This is a genomic window from Pseudonocardia yuanmonensis (assembly GCF_039542425.1).
GTDB classification, from domain to species: Bacteria; Actinomycetota; Actinomycetes; order Mycobacteriales; family Pseudonocardiaceae; genus Pseudonocardia; species Pseudonocardia yuanmonensis.
Genome location: NZ_BAABIC010000051.1, coordinates 1 through 3,860 on the forward strand (window position 1 = coordinate 1; position 3,860 = coordinate 3,860).

The following is a 3,860-nucleotide window of genomic DNA, read 5'->3' on the forward strand; positions in this document are numbered from 1 at the left end:
CGACGTGGGCGCTGAGTAGCGCCTGGACCTCGTAGACATCGACGCCCTTGCCGAACTGTTTCTGTATGGGCGTGGCCGTGCCGGACAGCCAGATCTTGAGTTCGGCGTCGAGGTCGAAGGTGCCGGCGGTCTCGACGGAGAAGTGGGTGATGCTGCGGTAGGGGATGGAGTGGTATTCGACCTTGCGGCCGGTCATGCCCTGCTTGTCGATGAGGATGAGGCGGCGGTCGGTGAAGAGGAACGAGTCGCGGATGAGTTGGTAGGCGGCGTGGACCTGCTCGCCGTGGGCGAGCAGGCGGCCGAACTCCTGTGCCGCGGCTCGGGGGTCGATCCGGGAGGCGTTGCCGAGCATCCCGTCGAGAAGGCCCATTCGTGTTGTCCTTTCCAAGGTCTACCGAGCGCTCAGCTGTGCCAAGCACCCCCGAGCTGTGGGAGCTGAGCGAGAAGGTGACGCCACGACCATCACGGGGAGCGGGTCGAGCCCTCGAGCCCGTGCGCGACTGCTGGTCAGCAGGCCGAACCTTCTACTGCGCCGAAGCCTCGCGGCTGAGGTGGTTCGCGCCTGTCTTCCGCAGTGCGTCGGCGTGGTTGTAGATGTCCTGCGGCGTGCTGATGGGCAGGCGGGTCTCGGTCTTGTTCTCGTCGAAGACGCCGAGGTACTTCTGGGTGCGGTTGAACCAGAGACGTGCGATGGGCTTGCGGTTGTTGTCGTCGAGGAGGATGCCGAAGTAGGTCTGGGTGTCGCGGGCGGCGACGCGGTCGACGGCGACCTCGCTGCAGACGATGGCGCGCACGATCTGGAAGCCTTCGATCTCGTCGTCGGTGGTGACGACGAGCTTGGTCGACTTGGACTCGTCGGCGTCCGGCTCGGTGGTGGTCTCGACGGCGGTGACGGTGGTGGTGCGCGTCGGGGCGGGCGTGCTGGGGACAACGCTCGCTGCGGCGTCGTCGCCGAGGGCGACCTTGAGCCGTTCGTTGACCTGTTCGTTGAGGAACTGGGTGGCGGCCTTGGGGACGAGGACTTCGGATTGCTCGCGGACCTTCGAGGTGACGTTCTTCTCATAGACGCGGGAGGCGAAGAATCGGACCCACTCGTTGCTGGGGTTGCGGAACTCGGCGGCGAGGGCGCGCTTGATCTGGCCGATGTACTTGAGCTCCCCGGCGGCGTTGATGACCGAGTCCAGGTCGAAGGACTCCTTGGTGAGCTTGGCCAGCTCGGGGAGCAGGGTGGGGTCGATGGCGGCCAGGTCGAGGACGAGGAAGGGCTTGTCGTCCATCTTGTTGGGGGCGTCGAGGTCTGTGTAGAACTCGTAGGTCTCCCCGTTGGTCAGTACGCAACGCGGGCGTTGGTGACCGAGAAGTAGCGGAAGAGCTGGGACGAGTGCTCGATCCGGAGGGGCTCGGTGACCTTCTTGGCCTCGACGAGGATCTGGACCTGGCCGCCGTGCACGAGGGCGTAGTCGATCTTCTCGCCCTTCTTCACGCCGACGTCGGCGGTGAATTCGGGGATGACCTCGGAGGGGTTGAAGACGTCGTAGCCGAGCACGGTGCCGATGAAGGGCATCACGAACGCGTTCTTGGTCGCCTCTTCGGTCTCGATGGCGGCCTTCTGCTGGCGCACCTTGGTCGCCAACTCGTAGACGCGGTCGTTGATGCTCACGGGCGTGCCTCCGCTGTCGTGCCTGGCCCCCGAAGGTGAGGACCTCGTCACGCACCGCATCGGCGCAAGATCGTGCTCGTTACGATGGCTTCGTGTGGATCATCAACATTGGGTAGAGCACAGGTCGGCTCGGTGGCAAACGCCGCCATGTTCTCAAGGGTCGCAGCTCGGCGATGGTGCGCGCGAGAGCGTCCATGTCATGCAACGACACGCGGGCCGCTCTCGGGGACCAGCGAGTCGGGGTCCGCGCCGGTTGAAGCAGCTGGCACCGGCTCGTTGGCGCTGGCCGCTGGCCGCTGGCCGCTGGCGATCTGGCGACGACGGACGGTGCGTACTCCTCCCACCTCGGCGGAGGCGCCGACGTCTCGTGCGCTGGTCGCCGTGACACCAAACGTGACACGAAACCCTGCAGAACAGGGTGCATCAGGGACGTCCGTGTCACGGTAGTGAGAACGTTTTCGCTGCTAGAAGACCCAGAACGCGATCTTTCCTGGCCTCATAATCCGTCAGGTCGTCGGTTCGAGCCCGACCTGCCCCACCGGAGCGAGCCTCTGACCTGCGGATCACCGACGGACGGACGTGCGCAGCGGGCGCGGCCCCGAGTGTGTCGACGCTCCCCGTCCTCCGATCGCCCGACAGCCGGTTCCCCTCGCCCATCGGGCCCCGGGGCGACGGTGGGAGGCCGGGATCGGCGGCAGGGTTCTCCCATCAGAGACCACGCCAGGTCACCTTGTGAAGGGGAACCACGTGACCATCGCCGACACCGACGGTACCCGCCCGCTCCACGGACGCCGACCGATGAGCTCCGCGATCAGCCCGCTCCAACTGTCCGCCCGCCTGGACCGCCTGCCGATAGGCCGGTTCCACCGCCGGGTGCTGCTCGCTCTCGCCGTCGCCTTCGTCTTCGAGTTCGGCGATCTCAACACCTTCGCCTACGCCGCGCCGGCGCTGCAGCAGCACCTGCACCTGACGGTGGCCGACATCGCCTTCGTCACCTCCGCCGCCTTCCTCGGCATGTTCCTCGGCGCGGTCGGCGGAGGCCGCTTCGCCGACGCCGTCGGCCGCCGGCGCGCCCTGCTCCTGTCGGTGGCCTTCTTCTCGGTCAGCTCGCTGCTCAACGCGCTGGTGTCGACCGTGCCGACCCTGGCCGTGGCGCGGCTCCTCACCGGCATCGGGCTGTCGGCGATGACGATCGCCGCGACCGCGTACCTCTGCGAGGTCATGCCGGCGCGGCTGCGCGGCCGGATGCAGTCGGCCGTGATGGCCATCGGGCTGGTCGGCATCCCGGTCATGTCCTTCGCCGCGCGCGCGATCGTCCCGCTCGGCGCCCAGACCTGGCGCTGGGTCTTCGTCTTCGGCGCCCTGGGGCTGCTCGCCCTACCCCTCATCGCCCGCCTGCCTGAGAGCCCCCGCTGGCTGCACCGGCACGGCAGGGACGAGCGGGCCGCCGCCGCGGTCGAGCGGATCGAGAAGGCCACCGGTGTCGATCCCGGCTCACCACCCCTGCTGGCCCCCCTCCCGGATGTGGCCCCGAGCGCGTCGCGCGCCGGCTACCGGGCCCTGTTCCGCGGGCCCCTCGGCCGCCGCACGCTGCTGCTCGCCGTCGTCTGGATCTTCCAGACCCTCGGGTTCTACGGCTTCGTCGCCTGGGTGCCCACCCTGCTCGCCGCGCACGGCTTCGACCTGGTGCACAGCCTCACCTTCTCGGCGCTGACGACCCTCGGCGCCGTGCCCGGGGCGCTGCTGGCCTGGCCGCTGTCGGACCGCTTCGGCCGCAGGACGCCCATCGCGCTGATCGCCACCGGCATCGCCGCCTGCGGCCTGGCCTACGGCCTGACCTTCGACCCGGTGGCGATCGTCGTCTTCGGCTTCCTGGTCAACGCGCTCACCCAGACGTTCGCGGCACTGCTGTACGCCTACACCCCGGAGCTGTTCCCCACCGAGCTGCGCAGCTCCGGCAACGGCCTGGTCTACGGTGTCGGCCGGCTGGCCAACATCCTCGGCCCGATGATCGTCGCCACCGTCTTCGGCACGGTCGGCTACAGCCCGGTCTTCGTCTACATCGCCGGCTGCTGGGGCGTCGTCGCCCTCACCGTCGCCCTGTTCGGTCCGCGGACCGGGATGCAGCACCTGGAGAACCTCCACGGTGCAGAACCCGTCCCCGCGCGGACGGTCCTGCCGGGCCCGCCGATTCCGGCGA

At 68.5% G+C, this 3,860-nt stretch carries 4 protein-coding genes; 1 reads left to right on the top strand and 3 read right to left on the bottom strand.

Annotated elements, in window-relative coordinates; translation table 11 throughout:
• The 3 genes from ABD990_RS33985 to ABD990_RS33995 form a co-directional block, all read right to left on the bottom strand.
• On the bottom strand, positions 1-370 hold a 370-nt coding region (locus tag ABD990_RS33985), incomplete at its 3' end, for a PH domain-containing protein (protein ID WP_345384919.1).
• A gap of 154 nt (positions 371-524) precedes the next feature.
• A complete protein-coding gene (locus ABD990_RS33990) occupies positions 525-1,277 on the bottom strand; it encodes a hypothetical protein (RefSeq protein ID WP_345384920.1) in 753 nt (250 codons plus the stop codon).
• A gap of 50 nt (positions 1,278-1,327) precedes the next feature.
• Positions 1,328-1,660: a hypothetical protein gene (locus ABD990_RS33995; protein WP_345384921.1), complete on the bottom strand. Its 333-nt coding sequence runs from the start codon at positions 1,658-1,660 to the stop codon at positions 1,328-1,330.
• A 798-nt stretch (positions 1,661-2,458) separates the two neighbouring features.
• Here ABD990_RS33995 and ABD990_RS34000 point away from each other — a divergent pair.
• A partial coding sequence (locus tag ABD990_RS34000) for an MFS transporter (protein WP_345384922.1) occupies positions 2,459-3,860 on the top strand: 1,402 nt, incomplete at its 3' end.

Coding starts and splice junctions, on each gene's coding strand:
- ABD990_RS33990 (WP_345384920.1), bottom strand. CDS start 1,277: ATGGACGACAAGCCCTTCCTCGTCCTCGACCTGGCCGCCATCGACCCC.